The sequence below is a fragment of the Actinoplanes sp. L3-i22 genome (genome assembly GCF_019704555.1).
In the GTDB taxonomy this organism is placed as follows: Bacteria; Actinomycetota; Actinomycetes; order Mycobacteriales; family Micromonosporaceae; genus Actinoplanes.
On the sequence record NZ_AP024745.1, the window covers coordinates 10,540,856 to 10,565,445 of the forward strand.

General features: G+C 71.9%; 23 protein-coding genes. 8 read left to right on the forward strand and 15 right to left on the reverse strand.

The annotated features are described in order from the left end of the window. Positions 1 to 226: 226 nt before the first annotated feature. The 3 genes from L3i22_RS46640 (at position 227) to L3i22_RS46650 (ending at position 4,474) form a co-directional block, all read left to right on the forward strand. Positions 227 to 1,423 (forward strand): thiolase family protein, encoded by a 1,197-nt coding sequence (locus tag L3i22_RS46640; protein ID WP_221323822.1) that lies wholly within the window; start codon positions 227 to 229, stop codon positions 1,421 to 1,423. Next, complete coding sequence (locus L3i22_RS46645) at positions 1,420 to 3,483, forward strand: 3-hydroxyacyl-CoA dehydrogenase NAD-binding domain-containing protein (protein ID WP_221323823.1); 2,064 nt, start codon at positions 1,420 to 1,422, stop codon at positions 3,481 to 3,483. The genes L3i22_RS46640 and L3i22_RS46645 overlap by 4 nt, the downstream gene beginning before the upstream one ends. A 106-nt stretch (positions 3,484 to 3,589) precedes the next feature. Beyond that, positions 3,590 to 4,474: a hypothetical protein gene (locus tag L3i22_RS46650; RefSeq protein ID WP_221323824.1), complete on the forward strand. Its 885-nt coding sequence runs from the start codon at positions 3,590 to 3,592 to the stop codon at positions 4,472 to 4,474. Here L3i22_RS46650 and L3i22_RS46655 read toward each other — a convergent pair. The 6 genes from L3i22_RS46655 to dxs are packed head-to-tail and all read right to left on the reverse strand — an operon-like array spanning position 4,471 to position 12,386. Then, entirely contained in the window at positions 4,471 to 5,703 is a 1,233-nt protein-coding gene (locus L3i22_RS46655; RefSeq protein WP_221323825.1) for a cell wall metabolism sensor histidine kinase WalK, read from the reverse strand. The genes L3i22_RS46650 and L3i22_RS46655 overlap by 4 nt on opposite strands. Beyond that, complete coding sequence (locus tag L3i22_RS46660; RefSeq protein ID WP_221323826.1) at positions 5,700 to 6,362, reverse strand: response regulator transcription factor; 663 nt, start codon at positions 6,360 to 6,362, stop codon at positions 5,700 to 5,702. The genes L3i22_RS46655 and L3i22_RS46660 overlap by 4 nt, the downstream gene beginning before the upstream one ends. A gap of 48 nt (positions 6,363 to 6,410) precedes the next feature. Further along, entirely contained in the window at positions 6,411 to 7,703 is a 1,293-nt protein-coding gene (locus tag L3i22_RS46665; RefSeq protein WP_221323827.1) for a hypothetical protein, read from the reverse strand. A 10-nt stretch (positions 7,704 to 7,713) separates the two neighbouring features. Beyond that, on the reverse strand, positions 7,714 to 9,063 hold the full coding sequence (locus L3i22_RS46670; protein WP_221323828.1) for a PQQ-binding-like beta-propeller repeat protein: 1,350 nt from the start codon (positions 9,061 to 9,063) through the stop codon (positions 7,714 to 7,716). Positions 9,064 to 9,087: 24 nt separating this feature from the next. Continuing rightward, complete coding sequence (locus tag L3i22_RS46675) at positions 9,088 to 10,410, reverse strand: PQQ-binding-like beta-propeller repeat protein (protein ID WP_221323829.1); 1,323 nt, start codon at positions 10,408 to 10,410, stop codon at positions 9,088 to 9,090. A gap of 50 nt (positions 10,411 to 10,460) precedes the next feature. Continuing rightward, positions 10,461 to 12,386 carry a 1-deoxy-D-xylulose-5-phosphate synthase gene (gene dxs / locus L3i22_RS46680; protein ID WP_221323830.1) on the reverse strand — a complete coding sequence of 642 codons (1,926 nt, stop codon included), beginning with the start codon at positions 12,384 to 12,386 and terminating at the stop codon, positions 10,461 to 10,463. Positions 12,387 to 12,859: 473 nt separating this feature from the next. On the opposite strand from dxs, the gene L3i22_RS46685 reads away from it, so the two are divergent. Further along, a complete protein-coding gene (locus L3i22_RS46685) occupies positions 12,860 to 13,732 on the forward strand; it encodes a bifunctional 5,10-methylenetetrahydrofolate dehydrogenase/5,10-methenyltetrahydrofolate cyclohydrolase (RefSeq protein ID WP_221323831.1) in 873 nt (290 codons plus the stop codon). 38 nt (positions 13,733 to 13,770) lie between these two features. Here L3i22_RS46685 and L3i22_RS46690 read toward each other — a convergent pair whose 3' ends face one another. Both L3i22_RS46690 and L3i22_RS46695 read right to left on the reverse strand, forming a co-directional pair. Continuing rightward, complete coding sequence (locus L3i22_RS46690; protein WP_221323832.1) at positions 13,771 to 15,048, reverse strand: class I SAM-dependent RNA methyltransferase; 1,278 nt, start codon at positions 15,046 to 15,048, stop codon at positions 13,771 to 13,773. After that, positions 15,045 to 17,084, reverse strand: a complete 2,040-nt coding sequence (locus L3i22_RS46695) for an APC family permease (RefSeq protein WP_255657676.1) — start codon at positions 17,082 to 17,084, stop codon at positions 15,045 to 15,047. The genes L3i22_RS46690 and L3i22_RS46695 overlap by 4 nt, the downstream gene beginning before the upstream one ends. Before the next feature lie 114 nt (positions 17,085 to 17,198). On the opposite strand from L3i22_RS46695, the gene L3i22_RS46700 reads away from it, so the two are divergent. Further along, on the forward strand, positions 17,199 to 17,864 hold the full coding sequence (locus tag L3i22_RS46700; RefSeq protein WP_221323834.1) for a TrkA family potassium uptake protein: 666 nt from the start codon (positions 17,199 to 17,201) through the stop codon (positions 17,862 to 17,864). A 1-nt stretch (position 17,865) separates the two neighbouring features. Continuing rightward, a complete protein-coding gene (locus tag L3i22_RS46705; protein ID WP_221323835.1) occupies positions 17,866 to 18,537 on the forward strand; it encodes a TrkA family potassium uptake protein in 672 nt (223 codons plus the stop codon). Here the strand turns inward: L3i22_RS46705 and L3i22_RS46710 are convergent. Genes L3i22_RS46710 through dut form a run of 4 tightly spaced genes read right to left on the reverse strand, consistent with a single transcriptional unit; the run spans position 18,534 to position 20,843 of the window. Beyond that, positions 18,534 to 19,307, reverse strand: coding sequence for a DUF3159 domain-containing protein (locus tag L3i22_RS46710; protein ID WP_221323836.1), 774 nt, complete (start codon positions 19,305 to 19,307; stop codon positions 18,534 to 18,536). The two genes, L3i22_RS46705 and L3i22_RS46710, sit on opposite strands and share 4 nt — an antisense overlap. Continuing rightward, complete coding sequence (locus tag L3i22_RS46715; RefSeq protein ID WP_221323837.1) at positions 19,304 to 19,681, reverse strand: OB-fold nucleic acid binding domain-containing protein; 378 nt, start codon at positions 19,679 to 19,681, stop codon at positions 19,304 to 19,306. Before L3i22_RS46715 ends, L3i22_RS46710 begins: the two co-directional genes overlap by 4 nt. Before the next feature lie 25 nt (positions 19,682 to 19,706). Continuing rightward, complete coding sequence (locus tag L3i22_RS46720) at positions 19,707 to 20,354, reverse strand: DUF3710 domain-containing protein (protein WP_221323838.1); 648 nt, start codon at positions 20,352 to 20,354, stop codon at positions 19,707 to 19,709. A 36-nt stretch (positions 20,355 to 20,390) separates the two neighbouring features. Beyond that, entirely contained in the window at positions 20,391 to 20,843 is a 453-nt protein-coding gene (gene dut, locus L3i22_RS46725; protein ID WP_221323839.1) for a dUTP diphosphatase, read from the reverse strand. Between the two features lie 92 nt (positions 20,844 to 20,935). Between dut and L3i22_RS46730 the strand changes: the two genes are divergently transcribed. Beyond that, on the forward strand, positions 20,936 to 21,433 hold the full coding sequence (locus L3i22_RS46730; RefSeq protein WP_255657677.1) for a DUF3093 domain-containing protein: 498 nt from the start codon (positions 20,936 to 20,938) through the stop codon (positions 21,431 to 21,433). On the opposite strand, the gene L3i22_RS46735 is transcribed toward L3i22_RS46730, so the two are convergent. Next, positions 21,399 to 22,226 carry a hypothetical protein gene (locus L3i22_RS46735; RefSeq protein WP_255657678.1) on the reverse strand — a complete coding sequence of 276 codons (828 nt, stop codon included), beginning with the start codon at positions 22,224 to 22,226 and terminating at the stop codon, positions 21,399 to 21,401. The genes L3i22_RS46730 and L3i22_RS46735 overlap by 35 nt on opposite strands. A gap of 129 nt (positions 22,227 to 22,355) precedes the next feature. Further along, the gene (locus L3i22_RS46740) at positions 22,356 to 22,652 is read right to left on the reverse strand and encodes a DUF4193 domain-containing protein (RefSeq protein ID WP_067689470.1); all 297 of its coding nucleotides are present in this window, start codon (positions 22,650 to 22,652) and stop codon (positions 22,356 to 22,358) included. Positions 22,653 to 22,999: 347 nt separating this feature from the next. Here L3i22_RS46740 and L3i22_RS46745 point away from each other — a divergent pair, with 347 nt between their 5' ends. Further along, positions 23,000 to 23,548: a LytR C-terminal domain-containing protein gene (locus L3i22_RS46745; protein WP_221323841.1), complete on the forward strand. Its 549-nt coding sequence runs from the start codon at positions 23,000 to 23,002 to the stop codon at positions 23,546 to 23,548. A gap of 23 nt (positions 23,549 to 23,571) precedes the next feature. On the opposite strand, the gene L3i22_RS46750 is transcribed toward L3i22_RS46745, so the two are convergent. Next, positions 23,572 to 24,393: an inositol monophosphatase family protein gene (locus L3i22_RS46750; RefSeq protein ID WP_221323842.1), complete on the reverse strand. Its 822-nt coding sequence runs from the start codon at positions 24,391 to 24,393 to the stop codon at positions 23,572 to 23,574. Positions 24,394 to 24,590: the final 197 nt, after the last annotated feature.

Below are 24,590 nucleotides of genomic sequence, written 5' to 3' on the forward strand. Positions count from 1 at the left end.
TTCTGGGCGCCCAGCGCCCTGCTCAGATCGGAAGGGTCCCCGCGGGAGCGACGATCAGTTATTGGCCGCAGCATCGGCAATGAAGCTCTTGACCTTGGGTTGTCTGTTCTTCTGAGTCTCCGGCGGAAACCTTGCTGTGACATTTCGGCGAGGGCCTGGCAGCCGCTAGTTACCGACGAGTAGCATTCCCTGCACATTTGGGTTCACGCCCGCAAGGAGGCTTGCTGTGCCCCGTGAAGTACGCGAGGTCGTCTTCGTCGACGGCGTCCGCACCCCGTTCGGCAAGGCGGGCGGCATGTATGCCGAGACCCGCGCCGACGATCTGGTGATCCGTTGCATCCGCGAGCTGATCAAGCGCAACCCCCAGCTCCCGACCGAGCGGGTGGACGAGGTCGCGATCGCGGCCACCACCCAGACCGGTGACCAGGGCCTGACCATCGGCCGGACCGCGGCGCTGCTGGCCGGCCTGCCGAAGACGGTGCCCGGCTACGCCGTGGACCGGATGTGCGCCGGCGCGCTGACCGCGGTGACCAACGTCGCCGGCGGCATCGCGATGGGGGCGTATGACATCGCCATCGCCGGCGGTGTCGAGCACATGGGCCGGCACCCGATGGGCGAGGGCGTGGACCCGAACCCGCGGATCCTGACCGAGAAGCTGGTCGACCCGTCCGCCCTGGTGATGGGCGCGACCGCGGAGAACCTGCACGACCGGCTGCCGCACATCACCAAGGAGCGCACCGACCGCTTCGGGCTGAACTCGCAGCTCAAGACGGCGAAGGCGTATGCCGACGGCAAGCTCCAGCCGGACCTGGTCCCGGTCGCGATCCGCAGTTCCGAGCTGGGCTGGGGCCTGGCCACCGTGGACGAGGCGCCCCGCGAGACCTCGCTGGAGAAGCTGGCCACGCTGAAGACCCCGTTCCGCCCGCACGGCCGGATCACCGCGGGCAACGCGGCCGGCCTGAACGACGGCGCCACCGCGGCCCTGCTGGCCGACGAGGCGACCGCCCGTGAGCTGGGCCTGCCGGTGGCGATGCGGCTGGTGTCGTACGCCTACGTCGGCGTCGAGCCGGAGATCATGGGCTACGGCCCGATCCCGTCGACCGAGAAGGCCCTGAAGAAGGCCGGCCTGACCATCGACGACATCGGCCTGTTCGAGCTGAACGAGGCGTTCGCGGTGCAGGTGCTGGCCCTGCTGGACCACTACGGCATCGCCGACGACGACCCGCGGGTCAACCCGTGGGGCGGCGCGATCGCAGTCGGGCACCCCCTCGCGTCCTCCGGCGTGCGCCTGATGACCCAGCTCGCCCGGCACTTCGCCGAGCACCCCGAGGTGCGGTACGGCATCAACGCCATGTGTATCGGTATCGGCATGGGTGGCACCGTGATCTGGGAGAACCCGAACTGGGAAGGCTTCGCGAAGTGATCGAGAACCCGAACGAGGTCGTCACCAAGGCGCTCGTCCGCTCCGTCCGGGTCCCCGGGCTGGACAAGCCGGTCGCGCTGATCACGCTGGACAACGGCTTCGACCACAAGAAGCCGAACAGCTTCGGCCCGGCCGGGCTCGCTTCGTTGGACGCCGCGATCACGGCCGCCACCGAAGCGGACCCCGCGTTCATCGCGATCACCGGCAAGCCGTACATCTTCTGCGTCGGCGCGGACATCACCGGCATGCCGCTGATCTCCTCCCAGGAGCAGGCGCTCGAGCTGGGCGAGCTGGGCCACCGGGTCTTCGCGCGGCTGAAGAACAGCACGATCCCGACGTTCGCGTTCGTGAACGGCGCGGCGCTCGGTGGTGGCCTCGAGGTCGCCCTGCACTGCCACTACCGCACGGTCTCCACCGGTGCGGCGGCGCTCGGCCTGCCCGAGGTCGCGATCGGCCTGATCCCCGGCTGGGGCGGCAGCCAGCTGCTGCCGAACCTGATCGGCATCGCCGGTGCGGCCCAGGTGATCCTGCAGAACCCGCTGACCCAGAAGGTGCTGCGTCCGAAGCAGGCCAAGGAGATGGGCGTCGCCGACGCGCTGTTCGAGGCGGCCGACTTCCTGGAGGACTCGCTGGCCTGGGCGGCCGGCGTGGTCCAGGGCAAGGTCACCGTCGAGCGCCCGGAGATCGACCGGGACATGTGGGACGGCGTGCTCTGGTTCGCCAAGAACCAGCTGGACGAGAAGCTGCACGGCGCGGTCCCGTCCGCGAACAAGGCGCTGGAGCTGCTGGCCCTGGCCAAGGAGGCGTCCTTCGAGGACGGCACCGCGGCCGAGACCGAGGCGCTGGCCGGCCTGATCATGGGCGACGAGGCCCGGGCCAGCCTGTACGCGTTCGACCTGGTCCAGCGCCGGGCCAAGCGCCCGGTCGGCGTGCCGGACGCGAAGCTGGCCCGCAAGGTCACCAAGGTCGGCATCGTCGGCGCCGGTCTGATGGCGTCCCAGCTGGCCCTGCTCTTCCTGCGCCGGCTGCAGGTCCCGGTCGTGCTGACCGACCTGGACCAGGCCCGGGTGGACAAGGGCGTGGCGTACGTGACCGGCGAGATCGACAAGCTGGTCGGCAAGCGCCGGATGGACGAGGGCACCGCGGCCAAGCTGCGCGGCCTGATCAGCGGCTCGGTCGACCGCTCGGTCTTCGCCGACGCGGACTTCGTGATCGAGGCGGTCTTCGAGAACCTGGACCTGAAGAAGCAGATCTGGGCCGAGTTCGAGAAGATCGTCAAGCCGGAGGCGATCCTCGCCACCAACACCAGCTCGCTCTCGCTGACCGAGATGGCGGCCGACCTCGAGCACCCCGAGCGGGTCGTCGGCTTCCACTTCTTCAACCCGGTCGCGGTCCTCCCGCTGCTGGAGATCATCAAGGACGAGAAGACCGACGACGCGACGCTGGCCACCGCGTTCGCCGTCGGCAAGGAGCTGAAGAAGTCCTCGGTGCTGGTCAAGGACGCCCCGGCGTTCGTGGTCAACCGGGTGCTGACCCGCTTCACCAGCGAGGTGTTCAAGGCGGTGGACGCCGGCACCCCGCTCGAGGTGGTGAACGAGGCGTTCGACCCGATGGGCCTGCCGATGCGGCCGGTCGCGCTGCTGCAGCTGGTCGGGCCGGCCGTGGCGTACCACGTGGGCGAGACGCTGCACCGGGCCTTCCCGGAGCGGTACGTGGACAGCCCGAACCTCAAGAAGATCGTCGACGCCGGCCTGCCGCTGCTGGTCGACGACGAGATCAACACCGAGGTGGTCAAGCTCCTCGAGGTCGGCGACACCGTGCTGACCGGCGACGAGGTGCGCGCCCGGGCGCTCGCCGCGCTGGCCGAGGAGATCCGGATCATGCTGGACGAGGGTGTGGTCGCCGAGGCGCAGGACATCGACCTGTGCATGATCCTCGGGGCCGGCTACCCGTTCCACCTGGGTGGGATCACGCCGTACCTGGACCGCAGCGGCATCGCGGAGCAGGTCACCGGCAAGCGCTTCCTGCCCGCGGGTCTGGCGAACGTGCGCCGCGCCTGACCGAGATTTTCGTTACGCCCCCGCCCGGATGCCGGGCGGGGGCGTTCTCTTTGTCATACCACCCGGTTAGGCTGCGCCGCGTACCCCCTGATCCTGGAGTCCGTCGATGTCGCAAGACCCATACGCAGGGCCGCCCTACCCCGGTGTGCCGAATCCGAACGTCCCGGGGCCCGATCCGGCTCCGCCGCAGCCGCCCACCCAGCCCTTCACGCCGGGGTACGCGCAGCCCGGCTACCCGCCGCAGGGGCCGCCCGCGCCGCCGTACGGTCAGCCGGCCTACGGCCAGCCCGGGTACGGCCAGCCGGTCTACCCGCAGCAGCCCACCTTCCCGCCGATCCCGCCGGCGCCGAAGAAGTCGTGGACGCTGCCGATCGTCCTGGTCTCGATCGCGATCGCGCTGGTGCTCTGCGTCGGTGGCCTCGCCGTGATCGGCATCGTCTACGGCGACGACCAGAAGGACACCACGTCCACCTCCAGCAGCACCCCGGCCGAGCCGGACAGCACGACGGACAGCACCGAGGCGCCCGCCGAGGACATCACCGTCGCCGAGCCGAAGACGCTCGGCGGCCGGCCGAAGCTGGACACCAAGGAGTTCAACGCCGTCACCACGACGATGGAGGACGGGCTGCTCAAGGGCTACCCGGGTGCCACCACCTCGTTCGGCGCGTTCTACGGCGCCCCGGCGAAGAAGAACATGGTGATGGCGATCGCGGTCGCCGCCCCGATCCCGAACCCGGGGCTCGAGCTCGACCGGAACTTCACCAACATGAGCCTGACCGGGCTCGCGGTGGACGACATCATCGAGGTGCCCACCGGGACCTACGGCGGGGCCGCCAAGTGCGGCAACAGCGAGTCGGCCGGCATCGACCTGGCGGTCTGCGTCTGGAGCGACGACGGCAGCGTCGGCATGCTGGTGTGGTACTACTCCTCGGCGAGCAAGGCGAAGTCCGAGTTCCCGAAGCTGCGCGCCCAGATGGAGAAGGTGGGCTAACCACCGATCCGCGGCACGCTCGCGGTCGCGGCCACCACCGGCGTGGTGTCCGCGGCCGGCAGCGACACGGTGACCTCCAGGCCGCCGTCGGCCAGGGCGATCGCGGAGACCGTGCCGCCGTGCGCGTCGCACACCGCGCGCACGATCGACAGCCCCAGGCCGGAGCCGCGCGACCCGGTCCGCTCCCAGCCGCCCCGGCGGAACGGCTCGAACAGGCCGGGCACCTCGGCCTGCTCCACCTCGTGGCCGGTGTTGCCGACGATCAGCCGGGCCTGCCCGTCCACCGACATGGTGCGCAGCCAGAGCCGGCCGAGCAGGTGGTTGTACCGGATCGCGTTCTCGATCAGGTTGCCGGCCAGCCGGTCCAGCAGGCTCGGGTCGCCGACCACCGGCGCCGCCGTGAGGTCGGTGGTGATCTCCAGCCGCATCCGGTCGGCCTCGTCCTTCACCGCCGACAGCGCGTTGGTGGCGCTCATCGCCAGGTCGGCCGGCACCTTGCGGACCAGCCGCCGGCCGGACTGCGCCTCCGAGCGGGCCAGCACCAGCAGCGCGTCGACCAGGCCGTTCGCCCGCATCGAGGCGTCGCGCACGACGCGGGCCATCCGCCGGTACTCCGCGACGTCGGCCTCCGGGTCGCTGAGCGTCACGTCGATCTCGGTGCGCATCACCGCGAGCGGGGTGCGCAGCTCGTGCGAGGCGTTCGCGACGAACCGTTTCTGCGACTCGAACGCCTCGGCCAGCCGGTCCAGCATCGCGTCGAACGTCCGGGCCAGCTCGGCCACCTCGTCGTCCGCCCCCGCGTACCGGATCCGCTGGTCCAGGGTCTCCTCACCGAGCCGCTGGGCGGTCTGCGTGACGGTGTGCAGCGGGCGCAGCGCCCGGCGGGTCACCAGGTAGCCCCCGGCGGTGCCGATGATGCCGATCGCGACAAGCGCGCTCAGCCCCTTGACCAGCAGCTGGTCGGAGGCCTGATCGATCATCTCGTTCTGCCAGGAGCGGGCCTCCCGGGTGGTGCCGTCGTTCAGCGTCACGGTCGAGCCGGCCAGCAGCTCGTCGGCCGGGTGCAGCGACTCGTCGATCAGCAGCCAGGACAGCACGATCAGCACCGCGCCGGCCGCGACCAGCAGGATCCCGTTCAGCAGGGTGAGTCGCAGGCGCAGGGTGGGCCGCAGCAGCCGGTGCAGCACACTTCCCCGCTGCAGGCCCTGCTGCCCCTGGTAGACCGTCACTGCAGGACGACCCGGTAACCGGCGCCGACCACGGTCTCGATCAGCGGCGGGTCGCCGAGCTTCTTCCGCAGGGTCATCACGGTCACCCGGACCGTGGTGGTGAACGGGTCGGTGTTCGCGTCCCAGACCCGCTCCAGCAGCTCCTCGCTGGACACCACCGCGCCGCTCGCCTTGAGCAGCACCTCCAGCACGCCGAACTCCTTGTTGGTCAGGTCGATCGGCACGTCACCCCGGGTCACCGCCCGGCGGCCCGGGTCGAGCACCAGGTTGCCGACGCTGAAGACCGGCGGGGCGGGCGGGGTGGCGCGCCGGCCCAGCGCCTGCACCCGGGCCACCAACTCGTCGAAGGCGAACGGCTTGGGCAGGTAGTCGTCGGCGCCGAGGGTCAGGCCCTCGACCCGGTCGGCGACCGAGGCGGCCGCGGTGAGCATCAGCACCCGGGTCAGCGCGCCGGACTCGACCAGGGCGGCGCAGATCTCGTCGCCGTGCATGCCGGGCAGGTCACGGTCGAGCACGACGACGTCGTAGCGGGTGACGTAGGCCATCTCGTGGCCCTCGAGCCCGTCGTACGCCACGTCCACCGCCATGCCGTGCCGCCGCAGCCCGCGGGCGATCGCGTCGGCCATCGTCCGCTCGTCCTCCACCACCAGAACGCGCATCGCAGACCCTCCGTACCACCGACCGGCCCCGGCGGCCGTAGCTGAAGGCTACCGAAGCCGCCAAACCCCGACGCTGCCATCGATCTTGCGGCAGATCAGCACCTCACCGGTCACCTGACACTCGTCGGTCACGTTCTCGACCGCGATCAGCGGGCGGACCCACATCCGGGCCGGCTCCAGCCTCCCGAACCACTCCCGCTTCCCCACGCCGCGCCGCAGATAGACCTCGGATCCGGGCCCGGGCGCGAACTGCCATCCGGTGACCCGGCCGGTCTCCTGGCCGGTCACCGGGTCGGACCGACGGATCACCGGCCGCACCGCGAACGGGTCGAAGGTGAGCAGGTAGCCGTCCAGCCAGGTGGTGTACGCCTCGCCGACCACCGACCACCGCTCGGCCAGCGTCCGCGGGTCGAGCCCGGCCAGGCTGCCCTCGTGGTTGTACGCGCAGATCAGCTCCTGGCAGTCGTCCGCCGCCGTGTAGCCGGTCAGGCTGTTGCCGACGTGTGCGGCCGCGCGCAGGCCGGACCCGGTGTCGAAGATCGTGCTGCCGGTCGCGTCGCTGCTGACCAGCAGCCGCCCGGTGAGCGGCCAGAGCACCGCGGACCGCGGCCGCATCCCGGGCAGGGCCACCTCGGCCACCGGCCGGCCGTCCCGGGTGTCGTAGGCGGTCAGCCGCTCCTCCCGGAGCAGGTACAACCACCGTGGAGCGCCGCGGTCGGTGTCCAGGGCGGCCTGCTCGCCGGGCTGCTGACGGATCGTCCACCGGATCGCGCCGGTCGCCAGGTCCACCCCGCGCCAGTCGAGCCCGGTGTCCGTGTCGGCGGCGCCGACGACCCGCGAGCCGAACACCGCCGTGCCGCCGGGCAGGACCCCCGCCAGGGCGCCCGGCAGCGTCCAGAGCGGCTCGGCCACCCCGGGCCGGACCGCGATGGTGGTCTGCCCGGCGTCGGTGTAGCCGCGGACCTGGACCAGCAGCAGGTCGTCCCCGGCGGCGGCCTGGACGTCGACGATCTCCCCGGAGACGCGCACCGACTGCTCGAAGAGCGGGTGCACGGCCGGCAACGTGTAGGCGCGAACGGTCTGCGTGGTGACCGGCGAACCGACCGGCACGCCGGCGCCGATCACGTAGAGCCGGTCCGCCCGCGACTGGACCCGGTCGCCGATCGCGGCCGGCACGGTCACCGGCGGCGCCGGCCGCGCCCGGGTCGCCGCTCCGCCGGGCAGCGCGGCCAGCAGCAGAACGAGACCGAGCAGCGGGATCCGGAAATGTCGTGAAGTGACCGGTTCGCGCACCTCAGGCGCATCCCGAACCTCACCGAGCTCGATCACAACCTCAGACACAAAGACCAAACTAGATTCGGTACGCCCAGATCCGCAGCCCGCCGGACGACCGGCAGACCAGGTAACGGCCGTCCGAGTCGCACTCCCCCACCCCGGCCCCGGTTACCCCGAGCCGGTGGATCTCGGCGTGCCCGGGCACCACCGTCGCGAACGCCTGCCCGCCGCGCTTGTCCCGGCGGCGCAGCACCAGCGGCTCGTCGGCCGAGCCGGCCACCTCCCCGGTCCAGCCGGTCAGGTCGACGCGGGTCGCCCCGGTCCGCGGGTCGGTCAGTCGCACCGGCTCGCCGGACGCCGCGTCGGTCTGCAGCACGTAGCCCGCGCGCACCGCCAGGTCCACGTCCTCCTGCACCCGCCACCGCGCCTGCCCGGTGCCCGGGTCGAGCACCCGCAGGTCACCGTGCCCGCCCGCGCAGAGCACGCCCTGGCAGTCGGCCGGGTCGGCGACCAGGTCCGGCACCTCGCGGGTCCACAGTTGCCGCAGCGTGCGGGCCGCGAACGCGACCTGCCGCCCGGGATTCTGGTAGCTGACCAGCGCCACATCGCCGATCAGCGAGCCGCTGGCCGGCCCGTGCCCGCCGAACCGCGGCACGTCGACCGCCCGGAGCAGCCGCCCGCTGGCGCCGTCCACCAGGGTGAGCCGGTTCGACGAGGTGATCAGCACCGCCGGGTCGTCGCCGGGCACCTGGTCGACGGTGACCGAGCCACCCGGCGCGGTGGTCCACAGCGTCCGGCCGTCGCTCAGGTCCAGGCCGCGGACGTCGGTGCGCAACGGCGGCTCGGTGTGCGGCTCGCCGGTGGCCGAGAAGTAGAGCGGGCCCGGATCGCCGGACTCCTGGTCGTACTCGGTGCCGGCGCGGAACACCCGGTCGACCGTCACGCCGACGCCGCTGCCCGGCAGCACGGTCACCGCGATCGGCGACGACCAGCGGATCCGCCCGGTCGCCGCGTCGACCGCGGTGGTCGCGACGCCACTGGTCAGCAGCGTCACGTCGCCGGCCGGCCGGACGCTCAGCGAGCCGGCCGCGGCGACGTTGCGCTCGTCGCCGGCCGGCACCCGGGTCGTCCACAGCCGGGCCGGTGGGCTGGCCGGGCTCCACGCGGAGACCGCCGGCTCGGTCCCGCCGGCGTCGACCGTGTAGATCTGGCCGCCGGCCAGCTCGATCGGCCCGTCCGGGGCGATCGGGGCGGTGATCGCGCCGAGGTAGCGCCAGCGGATCCCGGCGGCGGGCGCGGCGCCGCCCAGGACCACGAGCAGGGCCAGGGCCAGCAGCAGGCCGCCGCGGCGATAGGCGGAGATCGGCGGACGCGAGGCAGGCGGCGGGTCGAGGTGGGCTTCGCGGTCCAGCTCGATCAGCGTCACGCGACACCCTTTCCCGTACGGGGATCAGCCCGCGCCCGCCGTCTCGTCGTAGGCCCACACCACCAGCTCGCCGGAGTTCGCCCGGCAGACCAGCCGCCCCGGCGCCGCCTCGCAGTCCCCGGTCCCGGCCGGCAGCAGCGCGATCGGGCGCAGCCGGCCGGCCGCCCGGTCGGCGACCGCGACCATGGTACGCGCGCCGGCCGGAACCTCCCGGGTGACCAGCAGCTCGCCGGAGCCGTTCGCCCCGGCCATCGGCAACCAGCCGGCCAGGTCGACCAGCATCCGGCCGGTCCGGCTGTCCACCAGGCCGACCGGCCGGCTGATGTCGGTGTCCGGGTAGGCCAGCAGCGTGTCGCCGCGTTCGGTGACGGACTGCCAGCCGGCCCGCACCCATCGCGTGTCCCCGGTCGCCGGCTCGACCGCGCGCACCCCGTCCTGCCCGAGGAAGCAGGCGAGCAGGCCGCAGGAGCGCACCTCGAAGGTGCCCTCGGCGGGTTTCGTCCACAGCTCGCGCAGGGTGGCCGGGTCGTACGCGGAGACCTCCATCCCGGACGGGCCGGGATGCCGGAGCAGCACGGTCCCGTCGGCGACCGACGGGTTCTCCGGGCCGTAGTTGGCCGCCGGCAGCGACCGCACGTTCATCTGCCGGCCGTCGGCCAGGTCGTAGAGCCGGGCGGTCCGGTCGTCGCGGACCATCAGCATCCGGGCGCCGGAGCCGGCCGGCCCGGGCACGCCGAGCACCACCGCGGTGGACGGCACCCGGACCTGCCAGCGGGCCTCGCCGGTGGCCGGGTCGAGCACCTCGATCAGGCCCTGCACCCGGCGGTTGCTGCCGGAGAGGCTGCGGGTGCCGGTCACCGCGAGCAGCTGGTCGCTGCCGGCGAAGGTGATCACGCTGCGCGGGTTGTCCCAGATCTTGGCGCCGGTGGTCACCGAGATCGCCGAGGTGCCGTCCGCGGCGCCGGCGGTGGTCCACGGCTGCATCAGCACCAGGCCCTCGCCGGTGCGCAGGCGGTAGACCGGGGTGGACTGGCCGGCCTGCCAGCGCAGCGTGCCGGTGCCCAGGTCGTACGCGGTGATCAGGCCGTTGGTCTGGGTGAGCAGCCGGCCGGCCGCGGTGACCAGGTACGGGTCGGCCGGGCCGAGCGGGACCCGCAGCAGCGCGGTGAACGGCGGTTTCAGCGGGGCGGCCGACGCGCTCGAGCTGAGCAGCAGCAGGACCGCGAGCACGACCGGGGCGAACCACTGCGGGACAGTGTGCCCCCGTGGTCGCTCATAGGTCTCCGGGACGCCGCGACCGAGCCCGAGGTCGATGACGACCGGGCGGCCGAACGCCTCCGCACCCATCCATTGAATATAACGATGGAATAACGGAGGCGCTCGTCAGCTTTCGGCGCTCAGAGCGCGGGCTGCTCCTCCTTCGAGCTGCCGGCGTCGATCCGGGACACCCACTCGGTCACGTCCCGCGCGATGTCCTGCGCGGTCAGGCCGAGCGCGGCCAGGATCTCGCCGCGGGTGCCGTGCGGGTGGAAGCCGGCCGGCACGCCGAAGTCGCGCAGCGGCACGAGCACCCCGGCGTCACGCAGCGCGGCGGCGATCGCGTCACCCACGCCACCGGCGCGGATGCCGTCCTCCAGGGTGACCACCAGGCGGTGCTGGGCGGCCAGGCCGGTCAGCTCGATCGGCACCGGGCGGACCCAGCGCGGGTCGGCGACGGTCACGCCGTACCCCTGCTCGGCGAGCCGCTCGGCGGCGTCCAGCCCGAGCCCGGCGAACGAGCCGACCGCGACCAGCAGGATGTCCTTGCGGCGGTCCTCCCGCAGCACGTCGACCTGGCCGATCCGGCGGATCGCCGGGGTGTCCGCGGCGACCGCGCCGGTCGGGAACCGGACGATGGTCGGGCCGTCGTCGACCGAGACCGCCTCGCGCAGCTCCTCGCGCAGGGTGGCGGCGTCCCGCGGCGCGGCGAGCCGCAGGCCGGGGACCGCGCCGAAGACGCTCATGTCCCAGATGCCGTAGTGGCTCGGCCCGTCCGGGCCGGTGATGCCGGCCCGGTCGAGCACGAACGTGACCGGCAGCTTGTGCATCGCGACGTCCAGCAGGACCTGGTCGAAGGCGCGGTTCAGGAACGTGGCGTAGACCGCGACGACCGGGTGCAGGCCGCCCATCGCCAGGCCGGCGGCGCTGGTCGCGGCGTGCTGCTCGGCGATGCCGACGTCATACGCCCGCTCGGGGTACTTCTTGGCCAGCGTGGCGATGCCGGTCGGCTCGCCCATCGCGGCCGTGATGCCGACCACGTCGGGACGCTCGTCGGCGATCTTCACCAGCTCCTCGGCGAAGACCTTGGTCCACTTCAGCGACGGCGCGGCCAGCAGCTTGCCGGTCTCCGCGTCGAAGGCGCCCGGGCCGTGCAGGCAGTCCGCCTCGTCCTGCTCGGCGGGACGGTAGCCGTAGCCCTTGCGGGTGACGGTGTGCACGATGACCGGCGCGTTGAAGCCCTTGGCCCGGCGCAGCGCGGACTCCATCGCCTGCTGGTCGTGGCCGTCGACCGGGCCGATGTACTTCAGGCCCAGGTCCTCGAACATCGGCTGCGGGCTGATCGCGTCCTTGATGCCGCGCTTGACCGCGTGCAGCACCTCGAAGACCGGCTTGCCGACCACCGGGGTCGAGCCGAGCGCGTCCTTGACCAGGTCGAGCACCTTCTCGTAGCCCGGGTTGAGCCGCAGCGTGGAGAGGTGGTTGGCCAGGCCGCCGATCGTCGGCGCGTAGGACCGGCCGTTGTCGTTGACCACGATGACCAGCCGGTTCTTCGTGGCCGCGATGTTGTTGAGCGCCTCCCAGCACATGCCGCCGGTCAGCGCGCCGTCACCGACCACGGCGACCACGTGCCGGTCCTCACCGCGCAGCGTGAACGCCTTGGCCAGGCCGTCGGCGTAGGACAGCGCGGTGGAGGCGTGCGAGTTCTCGATGAGGTCGTGCTCGCTCTCCGCCTGGCTCGGGTAGCCGGTCAGGCCGCCGCGCTGGCGGAGCAGGTCGAAGCCCTCCTGCCGGCCGGTCAGGATCTTGTGCACGTACGACTGGTGACCGGTGTCGAAGAGGATCTTGTCGCGTGGCGAGTCGAAGACCCGGTGCATCGCCAGGGTCACCTCGACCACCCCGAGGTTCGGACCGAGATGGCCCCCGGTCTTCGACACCTTGGTCACGAGGAAGTCACGAATCTCGGCCGCGAGCAGGGACAGCTGCTCCGCGGACAGTCGCTTCAGATCACCCGGGGTGGTGATGGTCGTCAGCAGGCCGGCCGGGGTCGAGGGGGAGTCGCTCATGAGGCACGAGTCTATCGGGGTGACGCGCGTACGCGACCTGGAGCGAACGGACAGGCCGAGATCCTCCACAGCACCTTCACAATCCCCGAACCGGTGGAGGCGTGTGATTCGTCGAGCTCGAGCCACTGGGCACCGGATTCGCCCGCCCGATCCGCACGGTGATCGCCCCGTTCGGGGTCTTTGAAACCGCGACCACCCACGGACATCGCCCTGTAGGGCCTCGCGTTCTGGGCGCCCTGCGCCCTTGCGAGGCCCGGAAGGGTCCCCTCGGGAGCGACGATCAGTTATTGGCCGCAGCCGAGGCAATGAAGAATTTGAAGTTGATCTTCTGAGACCCCCGCCGCCCCGGCGCGCGGCCGCGTCCGGCATTCTGGGAGGTAAGCAGCGACTGGCGGCTCGGGGATGGTCGAACCATCGGGGAGCTCGTTCACGGGAGTCGACCGCCTGGGCTCCCGGCCGAGGAGCAGAAGAACATGACCAGCGAAAACACCGGCGCCCGCCTCCTGCCCGGCGCGCCCGTCGCCGAGGCCGTGCTGGCCGACGTCCGCGACCGGGTCGCCAAGCTCAAGGAGCGCGGCGTCCGGCCCAGCCTCGCCACCATCCTGGTCGGCGACGACGACGCCAGCGCGGGATACATCCGGATCAAGCAGAAGCAGGCCGGTGAGCTGGGCTTCGAGTCGCCGCACGAGCATCTGGGCGGTGACGTCACCCAGGCCGACCTGCTCAAGGTGATCGCCGGGTTCAACGACGACCGGGACGTGCACGGCGTCCTGATCCAGTACCCGATCCCGGCCCACCTCGACTACGACGCGGCGCTGCAGACCCTCGACCCGGACAAGGACGTCGACGGCATGCACCCGCTCAACATGGGGCGGCTCGCCGTCGGGTTGCCCGGGCCGCTGCCCTGCACGCCCGCCGGGATCGAGGCGCTGCTGGCCCACCACGGCATCGAGATCTCCGGCCGGGAGGTGGTCATTCTCGGTCGCGGCGCGACGCTCGGTCGGCCGCTCGCGATGCTGCTGGCGCAGAAGCGGCCGACCGCGAACGCGGCCGTGACCGTGGTGCACACCGGGGTCAAGGACTGGCCGCGGTACACCCGGCGGGCCGAGATCCTGATCGCGGCGGCCGGCGTTCCCGGGATCATCCAGCCGGAGCACGTCAAGCCGGGGGCGGTCGTGGTCGGGGCCGGGGTCCGCTACGAGGGCCGGCGCCTGCTGCCGGACGTGGACGAGTCGTGCGCGGCGGTGGCCGGCGCGATCACGCCGCGGGTCGGCGGGGTCGGGCCGACGACGGTCGCGATGCTGTTCCGCAACGCGGTGGCCGCCGCCGAGCGCGCCAACCCCTGATCAGTTCCGGTCGCCACGCACCCGCGTGGCGACCGGCTCTAGGCCGCCGGGAGCAGCAGCGCCACGCACTCCACGTGCTGGGTCATCGGGAAGCAGTCGAAGGCGCGCAGCTCGGCCAGCTCCCAGCCCAGCGACCGGAACGTCTTCACGTCCCGGGCCAGCGCCGCCGGGTCGCACGCCACGTAGACGACCGCCCGGGCCCCGGCCGCCGCGATCCCCCGGACCACCCGGGCGCCCGCGCCGGCCCGCGGCGGGTCGAGCACGATCAGGTCGACCGGGCCGGTGATCCGCCGGCGGCTCAGCGCCGTCTCGACCACCGCCTGGACCACCTCGGCCTGCGGCAGGTCGGCCAGGTTCGCCCGGGCCGCCGCCACGCCGGCCGAGGACGACTCGACCACCGTGGTGCGGGCGCCGGTCACCTCGGCCAGGGCCGCGGCGAAGAGGCCGGCGCCGCCGTACAGGTCCCAGGCGACCTCGCCGGCGACCGGCCGCAGCATCGCCAGCACCGCCGCGGTCAGCGTGGCCGCCGCCGCCGGGTGCACCTGCCAGAAGCCCTCCGGCGAGACCTCCCAGGTGCGGTCGCCGACGACCTCGGTGAGCCGCTCCGGGCCGGACAGGTGGACGAGCCCGCTGCCGCCCGGATCGTCGGTGGGGTCACCGCCGGCCGAACCGGACGTCCCGGCCGGGCGTTCCAGGGCGACCACGTCGCCGCCGGCGGAGGCGACCGTCTGCAGCGCGGCAGACTCCGGCCACGAGCGCTGGAGCAGGTCCAGCCCCTGGATCGCCGGGTGCGCGATCAGGCAGCGGTCGATCGGGACGACCTGGTGCGACCGGTGCTGGAGCAGGCCCGGACGGCCGGTCGCGTCGACCGCGTACCGGACCCGGGTGCGCCAGTTCAGCAGGCCGCCGGGGAGGGGTTCGACCCGTACGAAAACCTTGTCCTGATCTTCCGGGGTGAGCCCGGCCAACCGGGTGAGCTGTTCCCGGACCACCTGGGCCTTCCACCGCAGCTGCGCGTCGGCGGAGACGTGCTGCAGGTCGCAGCCGCCGCAGCCGCCGGGGTGGGCGAAGGCACAGGGCGCCTCGACCCGGTCCGGCGAGGCTTCGTGGATCTCGACCGCGTCGGCCCGCAGGTAGCCGCGGTGCCGTTCGGTGATCTCCGCGGTGACGCGCTCGCCCGGCAGCGTGTGCCGGACGAAGATGACCCGGCCGTGCGGGCCGCCGAACCGGGCCACGCAGTGCCCGCCGTGCGCCGGAGCGCCGACGGTCAGCTCGATCCGGTCACCTTCGACGAGATCGTCCGAGGGGTCGGTCATGGTTTGTCGCCGCCAGTCTGATCGGGAACGGGCTCCGGTTCCACCGGACGGACCCGGGGGCCACGTGCCGGGGCCCGGCTCAGCCCACGGTCCAGGCGCTCCAGGTCACGGTCCTGGCTGGACCGCAGTTGCCAGGGCACGCTGGTGACCATCACGCCCGGCTCGAAGAGCAGGCGCCCCTTGATCCGCAGCGCGCTCTGGTTGTGCAGCAGATTCTCCCACCAGCGGCCGACCACGTACTCCGGGACGAAGACGCTGACCACGTCGCGCGGTGAGGCGCGGCGCACGCCCTTCACGAAGTCGATGATCGGCTTGGTGATCTCCCGGTACGGCGAGTCGACCACCGTCAACGACACCGACAGCTCCCGGCGCTCCCACTCGGCCTGGATCGCCCGGGTGTCCTTGTCGTCCACGTTCACGGTGACCGCGGTGATCGTGTCCGGCCGGGTCGCCTGGGCGTACGCGACGGCCCGCAACGTCGGCTGGTGCACCTTGCTGACCAGGATCACCGCGTGGTTGCGGGACGGCAGCACCGGGCGCTCCTCGGTGGGCTGCAGCTCCTCGGCCACCCGGGTGTAGTGCCGGTGGATGGCCAGCATCAGCACGTAGAAGACGATCATCGCGGCGATCGCGATCCACGCGCCGAGCAGGAACTTCGTGATCAGGACGACGATCAGGACCGCGCCGGTCAGGCCCATCCCGAACGTGTTGATCGCCCGGGACCGGATCATCCGGCGCCGGCGTTCCGGATCGCGCTGGATCTTCAGCAGCCGGTTCCAGTGCCGGATCATGCCGCCCTGGGACAGCGTGAACGACACGAACACGCCGACGATGTAGAGCTGGATCAGCCGGGTGGTCTCCGCGCCGAACGCGACGATCAGCACGATCGCGGCGCCGGCCAGGAAGACGATGCCGTTGCTGAAGGCCAGCCGGTCACCCCGGGTGTGGAACTGGCGGGGCAGGTACCGGTCCTGGGCCAGGATCGAGCCGAGCACCGGGAAGCCGTTGAACGCGGTGTTCGCGGCGAGGAACAGGATCAGCGCGGTGATCCCGCCGGTCAGCAGGAAGAGGAACGAGCCGTCGCCGAACACCGTCTGGGCGAGCTGCGCGGTGACCGTCTTCTGCTCGTAGAACCCGGCGTTCGCCACGATCTGGGTGGTCGGGTCCTCGACGTACTGCAGGTGGGTCATCCGGGCCAGCGACACGATGCCGGCCAGCATCACGATCGCCAGGCCGCCGAGCAGCATCAGCGTGGTCGCGGCGTTCTTGCTCTTCGGCGGCTTGAAGGCGGGCACCCCGTTGGAGATCGCCTCGACACCGGTGAGCGCGGCGCAGCCCGACGAGAACGTCCGCAGCAGCAGGAAGACGAACGCGAAGCTGGTGAGGTGGCTGGACTCCGCCGTGATGGTCAGGCCGGCGCTGGGTGCGCGCAGGTCCTCGCCCAGGATGAAGATCCGGAACAGGCCCGTGGCGATCATTCCCAGGATCACCACGATGAAGAGGTACGTCGGGATCGCGAACGCCACCCCGGCCTCCCGCAGGCCACGCAGGTTGAGCGCGGTGAGCAGGGTGACCGCGGCGATGGCGATGCCGACCCGGTTGTCCGCCACCCAGGGCACCACCGAGCCCAGGTTGTTCACCCCGGACGAGACCGACACCGCGACCGTGAGGATGTAGTCGACCAGCAGCGCACTGGCCACCCCCAGGCCGGCGCGCGGTCCGAGGTTGACGGTGGCCACCTCGTAGTCGCCACCGCCGGACGGGTAGGCGTGCACGTTCTGCCGGTAGCTGGCGACCACGGTCACCATCACCACGGCGACCGCCAGCGTCACCCAGGGCGAGATCGCGAAAGCGGCCGCCCCGGCGATCGAGAGGGTCAGCAGGATCTCGTCGGGGGCGTACGCCACGCTCGAGAGGGCGTCGCTGGCGAACACCGGCAGGGCGATCCGCTTGGGCAGCAGCGTGTGCTGAAGCTTGTCCGAGCGGAACGGCCGGCCTAGGAGCAGCCGCTTGGCGAGGGAGGTGGTACTTGCCACGGTTGCCAAGAGTACGGGCGTACCACTTCGGCCGTTGCCCGCCCCGGACACCGGACCACAGAGCGGCATGGCAGGCTCATCGGGGACGGCGGGCGATTCGGGAGGGCACCAAGCGTGCACGTGGTGATCATGGGGTGCGGCCGGCTCGGCTCCACGCTGGCGCACAGCCTCGACGCGCGCGGCCATCACGTGGCCGTGATCGATCAGAACGCGGACGCCTTCCGGCGCCTGGGCCCGGATTTCGGCGGCATCACGGTGAACGGGATCGGCTTCGACCGGGGCGTGCTGCAGTCCGCCGGCATCGAACGGGCGGACGCCTTCGCCGCGGTCTCCAGCGGCGACAACTCCAACATCATCTCGGCCCGGCTGGCCCGCGAGACGTTCGGCGTCTCCCGCGTGGTCGCCCGGATCTACGACGCCAAGCGCGCCCAGGTGTACGAACGTCTCGGCATCCCCACCGTGGCCACCATCCGCTGGGCCGCCGACCGGATGTTCCGCTACCTCGTGCCCGAGGGCCACAACGAGGTGTTCCGCGACCCGACCAGCGTGGTCAGCATCGTCGAGGCGCCGCTGCACGCCGACTGGGTGGGCCGCACGGTCAAGTCCCTGGAGGAGGGGACCGGCGCCCGGGTGGCCTACGTGGCCCGGTTCGGGATGGGCGCGCTCGCCCAGCCGTCCACCGTGCTGCAGGACGGCGACCAGGTCTTCATGCTGGTCACCGACGAGACCGTGAACCGGGTTCTGGACATCGCCGGGCGCGCCGGGAACGAGGGGCACTGACATGCGGATCGCCATCGCGGGAGCCGGCAACGTCGGCCGCTCGATCGCCCAGGAGCTGATCGGCAACGGTCACGAGGTGATGCTGATCGAGAAGCAGCCGCGCCAGCTCTGCCCGGAGCGGGTGCCCCAGGCGCAGTGGATCCTCGCCGACGCCTGCGAGCTGAGCAGCCTGGAGGAGGCCGACGTCGCGTCCTGCGACGTGGTGGTCGCCGCGACCGGCGACGACAAGGCCAACCTGGTGGTCTCGCTGCTGGCCAAGACCGAGTTCGCGGTCGCCCGGGTGGTGGCCCGGGTGAACCGGGCGGAGAACGAGTGGCTCTTCAACGAGCAGTGGGGCGTCGACGTGGCGGTCAGCAAGCCGCGTCTGATGGCCGCCCTGGTCGAGGAGGCGGTGACGGTCGGCGACCTGGTCCGGCTGATGACCTTCCGGCAGGGTGAGGCCAACCTGGTGGAGATCACCCTGCCGCGGAACGCGCCCTACGAGGGCAAGCCGATCCGGGCGGTGCCGATGCCGCGGGACGCGGCGCTGGTCGCCATCCTGCGCGGCAAGCGCGTGGTGGTGCCGACGCCGGACGACACGCTGGAGGCCGGCGACGAGCTGATCTTCGTCTGCACCACCGAGGTGGAGGACCAGATCCGCGCCGTGGTGCTGGGCGAGAAGGCCGCCGACTAGGCGACCGCCTCCTCGGCCTTCGGCGTCGAGGTCACCCGGTGGATGGCCCAGGCGGTGAAGGCGAACGTCGCGGCGTAGATCGGCCAGCTGATCAGGATCCGGACGATGCCCAGCGCGTTCGCCTCGCCGAGGCTCCACAGGTAGAACTGGATGCCGGCGCGGATCATCAGGGAGACCACCCAGACCAGGGTGAGCCACTGGAACGTACGGAACAGCCGGGCGTTGCCGAACCAGTCCTGCCGGCCCTTGTTGGCCATGATGCCCCACGCGTACCCGATCAGCGGCTTGCGGACCACCACCGACACCAGCAGCGCCGCCGCCTGGCCGAAGGTGAGCAGGATGCCGGGCAGGTAGAAGTTCTTCGCGTCGCCGCTCTTCCAGGCGAAGTACGCCCCCAGGGCGATGCCGAACAGCCCGTTCACCGCGTGCCGGACCGGCTGCTTGCGAGCCAGCCGGACACCGCCGATGGCGACCGCCGAGCCGACCGAGCCGATGATCGCCCAGAGCAGCGCGGTGCGCTTGTCCAGGCCGGCCACCGACTCGCCGAGCAGCACGTTGAACAGCACGAAGGCGAGCACCGGGACGCTCGACTCGATCAGGCCGCGCACGCCGCCGAGCTGCTCGGCGATCTGCTCGCTGAGCGGCGGGAGCTCTTCCTCCGCGGGCTCCGGCTCGACCGGATGCAGATCGAGCTCCTCGACGATGTCCTCGGCGAGCCGCTCCTCGACGCTTTCGTGCGCCACGTGGCGCGGCTCGTTGCCGGGTGTCACCGCGGCGCCTCCAGCTCGTAGAACGGGTTGTAGATGACCTTGCGGTCGTCGCGGATCGCGATCCGGCCACGCGCGGTGAGCTGGCGCCCGGGCTCGATGCCGGCGATCGACCGGCGGCCCAGGAAGACCAGCGTGACCACGTCGCTGCCGTCCCAGAGGTCGGCCTCCAGGGTCGGCAGGTTGGTCCGTGGAGTGTACGCCACGGTGCGCAGTCGCCCGGACACCGAAACGACCTGACCCCGCCGGCACTGGCCGGCGGGCATGGCTCCGCATTTGGCCGCGTCCCGTTGCAGCTCCTGAGCGTCAAGCTCGGAGTCGGTCGCGGTCAACCGATCCAGGAACCGGCGCAGGCCGGTGCGCTCCTCGGTGGTCATGACTTCACGGTAACCCGCTCCGGTCTCAAACCTGCTGCGCGGGGTTCTGCTCGGCCATCTCGGCCGGCAGTCGCAGCGGCAGCGGCTCACGAACCGGGCGGGGCTCGTTGTCCCGGACCACGACCAGGCCCTCCAGCGCCACGCCGAGCACGCCCTCGCGGGCCGGGTCGGCGGCCGCGGCACCCTGGAACAGCGCCCGGACCATCCAGCGCGGGCCGTCGACGCCGACGAACCGGACGTCGGCCGGGCCGTCCGGGGTGGTCACCCGGGCGACCAGCTCGATGCCGTACCGCCCGGTCACCTCGCGGGCCTCGACGCCGTCGGCGATCATCGCGGAGGAGATCTCCTCGCGCACCTCGGCCCAGATGCCCTCGGTCTTCGGCGCGGCGAACACCCCGAGCTGCAGGGCGCTCTCGCCGTCCACCAGGACGACCTGCTCGACGCCGCCCTCCGGGTTGGCCTGCACCCGCACCTCGACCCCCTCGATCGCCGGGATCAGCAGGCTGCCCAGGTCGAGACGCTGCACGTCACCGGGGGCGTGCTCGGCGTCCCACGGGCCGAACTCGGGCGCCGGGGCGTCCCCGTCCGACGCCAGGCTCTGGGCGAGCGCCTTCGAGGGCGGCGCGTCGGCCGCGCGTACGTGCTTGGCGGCACCGCGCTTACGGGAGAACATCACTGCCAGCCTTTCCTAATCTTCAATTTCTCGAGCTCAGAGGGCCTGGTGGCCGCCGGTCGAACCGTGCCCGCCCGTGCCCCGTGTGGTGTCGTCGAGGGTGTCCACCGCGTGGAACACCGCCCGCTCCACCCGCTGGACGACGAGTTGGGCGATCCGGTCGCCACGGGAGATCTTCACGGTCTGTGCCCGGTCGTGATTGATCAGGTTGACGAGAATCTCGCCACGGTAACCGGCGTCGACCGTACCGGGCGCGTTGAGCACCGTCACGCCCAGTCGGGCGGCAAGTCCGGAACGTGGATGAACCAGCCCGACGAAGCCCTCCGGGAGAGCGATCGCGATGCCGGTCCGGACCTTGACCCAGGATCCCGGCGCGATCTCCGCGTCCTCCGCGGCGACCAGGTCGGCGCCCGCGTCACCGGGGTGCGCGTAGGCCGGCAGAGGGAGATCCGGGTCGATCCGGCGGACCTGGATGACTACGTCGGTCAAGGATGCTTTCCTCACACTGGTACGGCCTCGGTCGGTGCCTACCCTGCCATCCTGCCGCGCCGCGCAACGGAGGCACGCCGTACCCTTCGAGGGTGACACCCCAGCCCCCGGCCCGCACCGCGGAGACCCATCAGGAGCGCCTCGGCCTGCCGTGGTGGGCGTGGCCCGCGAGCCTGCTGACCGGCGCCGTCCTGGCCACCGAGCTGAGCCTCGGGGTGCCCGACCTGCCGGGCTGGCTGCCCTACGCGATCCTGCTGCCGCTCGCACTGGTGCTCATCTTCCCGCTCGGCCGGCTGCGTGTCGCCGTACAGGATGATGAATTCCTGGTCGACGACGCGCGACTGCCCGCCCGGGTGATCGCCGACGTGGTCGCCCTGGACCAGGCCGGCAAGCGTGAGGCGCTGGGCGTCGGCGCGCATCCGTACGCCTTCGTCGTCCAGCGCCCGTGGATCGGCACCGCCGTGCAGGTCCTCCTCGACGACCCGGACGATCCGACGCCGTACTGGATCGTCAGCACCCGCCGGCCGGTCGAGCTGGCCACCGCACTGCTCGCGATCAGCCGTCGAGAGCGCGCCGCTCAGGCTTCTTGAGCGCCCGTTTGCGCAGGTCGTCCCGCACTCGATCGCCGACCGCGCGGGTGGCCCGCCGGTTCAGATAGCCAGCGACCGCGGCCCCGGTCAGCATCGGGCCCATCGATGTCAGGTTGCGCCCGAACCGGCGCAGCAGACTCTTCTGCAGCTCCCCGCGGGCGGCCGTGCCCAGCACACTGGCCACCCCCGTCCCGGGCACCAGCGGGTTGACCCCGCGTTGTCCGGCCCAGGACTGGATCAGGGCGAGCGCGCGCTCGGTGCCGCTCCCGGGGACCGGCGCGCCGTACACCTCGTGCAGCTCGCCGATCAGCTTCAGCTCGATCGCGACGACCGCGATCGTCTCGGCGGAGAGCAGCACCGGGGCGGAGAGCAGGGTGGGCGCCGCGGCCCACTCGACGGCGGCGACACCGCCGCCGGCCGCGCCCACACCGGCCGTCGCCCGGGAGGCGTTGCGGATCAGACGATCCGCGATGGCGTCGTCGTCCATGCCCGGGAAATGCCGGCGCAGCGTCTCCCCGCTGCGCACCGGGACATGCGGCGCCACGTCGGCGACCACGTCGGCCATCCAGCGCAGAGCAGCCCTCGGCTTGAACAGCTGTCCCACGCCACGTCGGCGCACGTCACCGACCAGCCGCCCGAGCAGGCGCCGCCGACCGGACGGTTCCAGGTCGTCGGCGGTGAGGGCCGCGACGGTGCGGCCCAGGTCCTCGTCGGCGCGGGACTCCTCCGGGGTCTCCAGCGGGTCGGCGCCGGTGGTGGCCTCGGAGTCGTTCACGCGGTCCGGTTGACTCATCGTCGTCCTCCCCGTCGTCGTCACCGGTACTGTGCCCGGTCCCGCATCAGGGTCAAACCCCGTGTCAATTCGGTGTGGTGTCCCGGCGGTGGACGCCGGGTGGCAGCGAACTGCTCGCGAGCACGCCTGTCAGGCGCACTCGCGGCAGATCAGCTCCCCGTTCCGCTCGGTCGCCAGCTGGCTGCGGTGGTGCACGAGGAAACAGCGCGAGCAGCGGAACTCGTCGGTCTGCATCGGCAGCACCTTGACGGTCAGTTCCTCGTCGGCGAGGTCGGCGCCGGGCAGCTCGAAGCTCTCCGCCACCTCGACCTCGTCCACGTCCACCGAGCCGGACTGGGAGTCAGCACGACGGGACTTCAGCTCCTCGAGGCTGTCCTCGCCGAGGTCGACCTCATCGCGACGCGGGGCGTCGTAGTCGGTGGCCATCGGTCTTCACTCTCCTGTATCGATGTGTCACTTGGCGTTAGTAACGCCAATGGCATGGTTTCGGTTCCCGGTTCCGCCAGACGATTTCTGACACTCGCTCGAACACCGGGTACGGGGCCTGGCGAGCGCGGAACCTTACCTCTGTTGCGGCAGACTTGTACGCCCACTGGCGGCACATTGTTCCCGATGTGACTGAGGCGACATCAAAGTAGGGGTACCAGCCTCTGGATCATCGTCGGCACGCCGGAAGCATTCCCTGTTTCCGCGAGCCTGGCGGCTAGACGTTAACCTCTCGACAGGCCCGGCGACCTCACCGGGACCTGTCGCCTGATCCTGGAGCCAACCCCATGAGCTTTGCGCGCGTCCGAGCGCTCGTCGTCGTCGGCGTGCTCGCCGTGGCCGCAATTGTCTTCGTCATCGTCGCGCTGGTGCGCGACAAGCAGGCGGACATCGCCAGCGGAGCCAACTGTCCCGACGGCGCCCCTCTCGCCGACGTGCGACTGCCGGACGACCCGGCCGAGGTGACCCTGAAGGTTCTCAACGGCACCGCGCAGGCCGGCCTGGCGGACAGTGTGTCCACCGAGTTCAAGAACCGCCGGTTCACCGTGCAGACCCCCGGCAAGAGCAAGACGAAGTACAAGGGCGTGGCGGAGATCCGCTTCGGCCCGGATGCGGTCGGCAAGGCCCAGCTCGTCCAGGCGTACTTCCTCGCCCAGTCCGACCTGGTCTACAACGCCAAGCGTAAGGGCGCGGTCGTCGAGATCGTGATCGGAAGCAAGTTCCAGTCCCTCGCGACCACCACCGAGGTCAACCAGTCGCTGGTCGAGATCGGCGAGCCGACCCTGCCGCCGGGCGCCTGCGTCAAGCCGGTCACCAAGAAGGCCGAGGACGACTGAGCCCCGCCGGCGGTCCGTGCGCGTCACGGGCCGCCCGCGGCGTCCACCTCCACCAACAACGCGTGCAGGGCCGGGAAGAGCGCCGGCGGGGCCAGCAGCACCATCTCCGGACCGGCCGGGACGCCGTTCAGGCCGGACACGACCATCCCGGCCTCGGCCGCGATCAGCCCACCGGCCGCATGATCCCACGGGTTGAGACCTTTCTCGAAGAACGCGTCCAGTTTGCCCTCCGCGGCCAGGCAGAGGTCGAGGGACGCCGCGCCGAGGCGCCGGATGTCCCGCACACGGGTGATCATCTGGGCGAAGACACGGCCCTGATGGGCCCGCCGGCGGGCGTCGTAGCCGAACCCGGTGCCGACCAGCGCCTGGCCCAGCACGGCCTCCGTGGAGCAGCTCAGCCGCCGCCCGTCCCGCCAGGCGCCGCCGCCCCGGGTCGCGGTCCACTCGTCGCCGGTCGCCGCGTTGCGGACCACGCCGGCCACCACCTCGCCGTCGACCTCGGCGGCCAGCGAGACCGCGTACTGCGGCAGGCCGTACAGGTAGTTGACGGTGCCGTCGATCGGATCCAGGATCCACCGGACCGCGCCCGGCGCGGCGCTCGCGGAGCCGCCGTACTCCTCACCGAGCACCGTGTCGCCGGGCCGCTCGTCCCGCAGCGTCTCGACCACCTGCCGCTCGACGGCCTTGTCGGCCGCGGTCACCACGTCGGTGTCGGTACTCTTGGTCTGCACGTCGCCGATCGCCTCAGCCCGCATGCGGCGCGCGGTGGCAGCCGCCTCCCGCGCCACCCGGACGGCGATCGACAGCAGCTCCTCGGGCGACGAGCCCGGAGAAATCTCGCTCACGTATGAGTCCTTTCCGCCGATACGATTCTCGCCCGGAGCGTCTCCGACGAGGTCGTCGGCCCCCGGCGGCGTGCTGCGGGGGGAGGATCTCGGTGGACGGCGCTACAATTCACCCCTGCCCACGCTTCACGGACACTCACTGCGGGACGGTCCGTGACCCGGGGGCTCCCAAATCGACTCCGGCGAGACTCGCCCCC

Excerpts from the sequence above, each read along its gene's own strand:
- L3i22_RS46650 (WP_221323824.1), top strand. The coding sequence starts at position 3,590 with ATGTCGCAAGACCCATACGCAGGGCCGCCCTACCCCGGTGTGCCGAAT.
- L3i22_RS46660 (WP_221323826.1), bottom strand. The coding sequence starts at position 6,362 with ATGCGCGTTCTGGTGGTGGAGGACGAGCGGACGATGGCCGACGCGATC.
- L3i22_RS46675 (WP_221323829.1), bottom strand. The coding sequence starts at position 10,410 with ATGGGTGCGGAGGCGTTCGGCCGCCCGGTCGTCATCGACCTCGGGCTC.
- dxs (WP_221323830.1), bottom strand. The coding sequence starts at position 12,386 with ATGAGCGACTCCCCCTCGACCCCGGCCGGCCTGCTGACGACCATCACC.
- L3i22_RS46685 (WP_221323831.1), top strand. The coding sequence starts at position 12,860 with ATGACCAGCGAAAACACCGGCGCCCGCCTCCTGCCCGGCGCGCCCGTC.
- L3i22_RS46690 (WP_221323832.1), bottom strand. The coding sequence starts at position 15,048 with ATGACCGACCCCTCGGACGATCTCGTCGAAGGTGACCGGATCGAGCTG.
- L3i22_RS46705 (WP_221323835.1), top strand. The coding sequence starts at position 17,866 with ATGCGGATCGCCATCGCGGGAGCCGGCAACGTCGGCCGCTCGATCGCC.
- L3i22_RS46715 (WP_221323837.1), bottom strand. The coding sequence starts at position 19,681 with ATGACCACCGAGGAGCGCACCGGCCTGCGCCGGTTCCTGGATCGGTTG.
- L3i22_RS46720 (WP_221323838.1), bottom strand. The coding sequence starts at position 20,354 with ATGTTCTCCCGTAAGCGCGGTGCCGCCAAGCACGTACGCGCGGCCGAC.
- L3i22_RS46735 (WP_255657678.1), bottom strand. The coding sequence starts at position 22,226 with ATGAGTCAACCGGACCGCGTGAACGACTCCGAGGCCACCACCGGCGCC.
- L3i22_RS46740 (WP_067689470.1), bottom strand. The coding sequence starts at position 22,652 with ATGGCCACCGACTACGACGCCCCGCGTCGCGATGAGGTCGACCTCGGC.
- L3i22_RS46745 (WP_221323841.1), top strand. The coding sequence starts at position 23,000 with ATGAGCTTTGCGCGCGTCCGAGCGCTCGTCGTCGTCGGCGTGCTCGCC.